The sequence below is a fragment of the uncultured Corynebacterium sp. genome (genome assembly GCF_937999985.1).
Taxonomy (GTDB): Bacteria; Actinomycetota; Actinomycetes; order Mycobacteriales; family Mycobacteriaceae; genus Corynebacterium.
Window position 1 is genome coordinate 1 of the sequence record NZ_CALLDG010000082.1, and the last position, 4671, is coordinate 4671.

Annotated in this window: 5 protein-coding genes; 4 read left to right on the top strand and 1 reads right to left on the bottom strand. The window is 58.3% G+C overall.

Features of this window, described 5'->3' with window-relative positions; genetic code table 11:
• The 4 genes from Q0331_RS03905 to Q0331_RS03920 all read left to right on the top strand — a co-directional run.
• Positions 1–683: ABC transporter substrate-binding protein (locus tag Q0331_RS03905; protein ID WP_298075053.1), on the top strand; the 683-nt coding region annotated here is incomplete at its 5' end.
• Between the two features lie 36 nt (positions 684–719).
• Positions 720–1751: an iron ABC transporter permease gene (locus Q0331_RS03910; protein WP_298075058.1), complete on the top strand. Its 1032-nt coding sequence runs from the start codon at positions 720–722 to the stop codon at positions 1749–1751.
• Between the two features lie 5 nt (positions 1752–1756).
• On the top strand, positions 1757–2800 hold the full coding sequence (locus Q0331_RS03915; protein ID WP_298075060.1) for an iron chelate uptake ABC transporter family permease subunit: 1044 nt from the start codon (positions 1757–1759) through the stop codon (positions 2798–2800).
• Positions 2797–3606, top strand: a complete 810-nt coding sequence (locus Q0331_RS03920; protein ID WP_298075055.1) for an ABC transporter ATP-binding protein — start codon at positions 2797–2799, stop codon at positions 3604–3606. Before Q0331_RS03915 ends, Q0331_RS03920 begins: the two co-directional genes overlap by 4 nt.
• A 9-nt stretch (positions 3607–3615) precedes the next feature.
• On the opposite strand, the gene Q0331_RS03925 is transcribed toward Q0331_RS03920, so the two are convergent.
• Positions 3616–4539 (bottom strand): siderophore-interacting protein, encoded by a 924-nt coding sequence (locus Q0331_RS03925; protein ID WP_298075056.1) that lies wholly within the window; start codon positions 4537–4539, stop codon positions 3616–3618.
• Positions 4540–4671: the final 132 nt, after the last annotated feature.

Sequence of the window (4671 nt, forward strand, 5' to 3'; positions counted from 1 at the left end):
GCGACAACAAGCCTGAGGTGGTTTACGGTACTGCCAATGGATTCACTGCTGAGATCCTGGAGAAGATCTCTGCCGCTGATCCGGACAAGATCATTGCGGTGAACTCCGCCGTGGACACGCAGGCGAAGAAGGCGCTCAATGACATTGCCCCCACCACCGTGAAGCCAGACGGTGCGACGGACTGGCAGATTCCATGGCGGGATCAGGTCAACCAGATCGCCGGCGCTGTAGACAAGCAAGAAGAAGGCGACAAGCTTGTCAAGGAAACGCAGAAGGCTTTCGATGATTTCCAAAAGCAGCATCCTGAACTCAAGGGCAAGCGTGCGGCTATCGTCATGCCTTATCAGGGAAAGATCGGCCTGTACACCTCCGGTGATGGCCGTGGGCAGTTTATCGAGAGCCTGGGCTTCGAGATCCCAAAGGAGCTCGAAGGTAACGGGGGCGAGTTTTACCGCGACATCGCACCTGAGAACTACAGCGACCTCAACAACGTCGATTATCTCTTCGTCCTTGATTACCAGGGTGCCGCCGATACCTTGAAGAAGGATCCAACATTCAGCAAGCTGGACGTTGTACGCGAAGGCAAGGTCCGCTGGATGAACGAAAACGTGGGCAATGCAATGAGTATGCCGAACCCATTGACCATCCCTTGGGCAGTCGACAAGTTCTCTGACGCAATCTAGTTGAAAGTGTCTGCGTCAAGAACTCGACATTCTTTGGTGTTTTCCCGGCGTTTGCTTACTTTGGCCGCACTCGTTGGTTTGGCACTGCTTCTGCTCGCTTCCCTGTACTTGGGTTCCAAAGATCTTTCCATTGGCGAGGTGACCAGCATCCTCATGCATGGTCCGCACCCGTCCGCACAGTCCGGGATTAATGCTGAACAGTCCGGCATCATTTGGGACCTGCGCGTTCCACGCACTCTCTTGGCTGTGGTCACAGGTGCGGCCCTGGCTATGGCGGGTGCCATTGCTCAGAGTTGGACCCGCAACCCCCTGGCAGATCCCGGCATTATCGGCGTGAACGCTGGAGCAAGTTTCGCAGTCGCTGCGGCACTGACCTTGGGCTGGGCAGCGACGGTCGGGGAGCGGACACTTGTAGGGCTCGTCGGGGCGGCCGTCGCTGCCTTAATCGTGCTGTTGATTTCCCGCGTATCGAGTAACCCGCTAACTCTGGTACTCGTGGGCGTGGGAGTTACCTTTGCCCTGCAAGCGGCCACGAACATGCTGAGCCTCTATTCTTCCGACACCCTGGAAGGGCTCCGCCGCTGGACTGTCGGCTCCACGGCTGGGCGGGGTATGGAAGACGTGGCCTTAGCTGCTTTAGGTCTAGCACTAGGTGCTCTATGTGGTGCGCTTGCAGCACGCCCGCTGGATCTACTTGCGATGGGCGAGGATTCCGCCCGTTCCCTTGGCAGCTCGCCCACGAGAACCCGCTTGTTGGCTGCCGCAGCGGTGATCATCCTCGCCGGTTCCGCGACTGCCACCGTGGGACTTGTGACATTCGTGGGCTTCGCCGTGCCACACCTACTGCGCCCGTTCACTGGCCCGGCGCTTACCCGCCTCTTGCTACCAACTGGCATCGTCGGTGGCGCGGCTGTACTGCTTGCTGATATTGTGGGGCGCTTCGTCTTGCAGCCTAATGAGCTGGAAATGTCCATTGTCCTAGCTATTGTCGGTGCCCCAGTGATGATTCTGGCGGTACGGCGTAAGAAGAGCTCACCGACCTCGAATGACTCGGAGCTGGCGATATGAGCGATATGACGTCTATCCGTAGTATCAAGCGATCGCGAAATAGACGCATCCTGGCAGCCACATCGGGGTTCGCCCTTATAGCGGCTCTTTGTTATTGCTTAATCCTGGGGCAAGGTGCGGTGAAGCTTAGCCCGATGGAAGTCATCGATGTTCTCACCGGTGGGGGCACGCAGCAAGCAATCAACGTGGTGTGGGATCTCCGCCTGCCTGTAGCAATCGCTACTGTTCTGGTCGGCGCGGCGCTGGGGCTGGCCGGCGCGTGGACCCAAACCATGGCTCGCAATCCGCTGGCCAGCCCGGACATTCTCGGTGTCTCCGGTGGCGCAGCGGTTCTGGTTGTAGCGGGCACCGTGGTTACCCGCCCCGCATGGAGTGAGGGGGTGCCGACGTTCTGGTGGCGTGCTGCACTCGCTTTGGTTGGCGCACTAGTGATCGTTGGTTTGCTCGTTCTACTCGGTGGTTTCGGAACGTCGCAGCGCGTAGTGGTCATCGGCCTGGCGCTGTCTTTCCTCACGCAATCTTTAGTGCAGTATCTCCTGCTCAGAGCTGACTTAACTCGTGCCACTGATGCCCAAACTTGGCTCGCTGGGTCTACCGGCTTTGTGCGTACGGAGGCTTTGTTGCCTATGGTGTTGGGCTTGTTGCCCTTCGTAGTTTTAGGCCTCTGCGTTACGCGCGACGTTCCTCTTCTTTCTCATGATGACGCCACCGCGTCCACACTTGGAGTAAATGTCACGAGGGTGCGCGCTATTTTGCTCATTGCCGCAACGGGCATTGTCGCGGTGGTGGTTTCCTTTGTCGGCCCAATTGGATTCGTGGCACTGTTGGCTCCTCAGCTGGCCAAGCTGGTGGCCGGAACGCCCACGCCCCATCCGTTGTGCTCTACTTTTGCAGGCGCTGCTCTATTAGCTGCGTGCGCCGTCGTGGCGGGCGCACTGCCATTTACATCCCCTGTGGGTTTGGTTACCGCCATTATCGGTGGCCCCGCGTTGGTGTTGCTTGTCTGGCTGGCGGCCCGTCGCGGAACTCTGAAAGGAATGGTTCAATGAACGTTCGTGTTGATCACGTCACCGTGGGCTACAACGACGGCCCAAGCATTGTTAAAGACGTGTCTTTTAATGCAGAGCCCGGGAAGGTCACCACGCTCTTAGGCCCCAATGGTTGTGGCAAGTCGACGTTGCTCAAGACGCTTTCTCGGCTGCTTGCGCCCACCGAAGGGCAGGTACTTGCCCAGGAGAAAGACGTGCATAGTTTGCGGTCGCGCGAAGCCGCCCAACTAATTGCGCTTTTGCCACAACACCCGCTGTGTCCGGCGGGGTTGACCGTTGGAGAACTCGTGGAACGCGGACGGCACCCTTATCGTCGATCGCTCTGGGGTGGGGGAGCGACGGCGTCAGAAGATAAAGAAAAAGTGCGCGAGGCGCTGAAGAAGACGAAGGTTGACCATCTTGTTGCCCGCGACGTGGCGGAGCTATCCGGCGGCCAACGACAGCGCGTCTGGATGGCGATGGTGCTGGCGCAAGATACGCCAATCGTGTTACTGGACGAACCGACTACGTACCTGGATCCGGCGCATGCGATGGAGATTCTCGGCATCGTGCGCGAGCTGGCCCTTCAGGGCAAGACGGTGATTACCGTGCTTCATGATCTTGGCCTGGCGGGAACCTTTAGCGACGAGATGATCGTCATGAAGGATGGGAGAAAGATCGCCGAGGGTTCCCCAAAGGAAGCTCTGACGGTGGATGTGTTGCGCGAGGCATATGGCCTAAAAGCCGAGGTGTGGGAAGATCCCCGCGGTACGGCTCCGGTCATCGTGCCGCGAGGGATCGTTGCGTACCCGTCACAGGGTTCTTGAGTGGAGGGCCTAAGGCCTAGCCCTCCCGAGGAACCAATAGGGGCACCACTGCACAGATTCGCTAGCGAGGCCCCAAGCGTGAATCGCGTGATGCCGAACATCCTTGCAGAGTTGTCCTTCACCCGCGACCCAGACGTACTTTGACTGAGTTGCAGGGTGTTCAGCACGGTCCAATTGCCGCAGGTGGGACATCACTGCCGTGCTGAAGTCCGTTGCTGCGCTAAACAGCACTTCTAGGCTGCCCAGTTTGCTCTCCCAGTCGGCGACGAGGGACGGCTCGAGGTCGTCGTGGTTCTCGGCGACAACCACGAGGTGCATGTCGCACAACTGTTCCTGGGCGAAAGCTTGCGTGTATTCCAAGATGGCGCGAATGGAAGGTGCGGCAGAAGGGTCTGCGATAAGTGTTTGTGAACTTTGCGCGCGGTGCCAGAGACCCTGGCATGTCCAGATGCCTACCTGGTCGCCAACACGAGTTGCAAGAGCCCAGGCGAGCCCTGGTCCGACGTGTTCATCCTTTGGATTTTTGACGCCGTGAGTCGCCACGTCGAAAGTTATCTGTCCGCACTCGGGATCGAGTGAGCGAACGGTGTACCAACGTAGATTTGGGCGTTGGGTCTCCGGCATGGCTGCAACGCTCGCGCGGATATTGGCGCCACCACCGTGGTGGGGTAAATGGAGACCCGCGCCGGACCTAGCGGGCATAAAGAGGCCAAAGAATTCGTCAGGGCCGGAAAGCTGAAAGCCGACTAGTTCGGGGGAGTGGATGACAATCCGTTGCAGGTTTTCTGCTGGGGTGCTGACGTCATAAACAGTGGCGCAGATGATTCGGTGGTGTGGATCAGAAGGGGTGGCCAGAAGTTGGTGGTCAGAGAAGGCTGCGCGGTAAGCGGAAATGTTCGCTGGGGTGTTCAGGGTAATTGGGTTCGAGGTCATAGTGGGAGTTAACTTACCCTTACCTAAAGAAAAACGAAAGGGCGAGAGGATAGAAGAAGCCCCGCGGCGATCTAGGGTGAACTGCTCCCCATTAGTTGGACTGAGAAATCAGTTACCGACTAGTGGGGAGTA

Coding starts and splice junctions, on each gene's coding strand:
- Q0331_RS03915 (WP_298075060.1), top strand. CDS start 1,757: ATGACGTCTATCCGTAGTATCAAGCGATCGCGAAATAGACGCATCCTG.
- Q0331_RS03925 (WP_298075056.1), bottom strand. CDS start 4,539: ATGACCTCGAACCCAATTACCCTGAACACCCCAGCGAACATTTCCGCT.
- Q0331_RS03920 (WP_298075055.1), top strand. CDS start 2,797: ATGAACGTTCGTGTTGATCACGTCACCGTGGGCTACAACGACGGCCCA.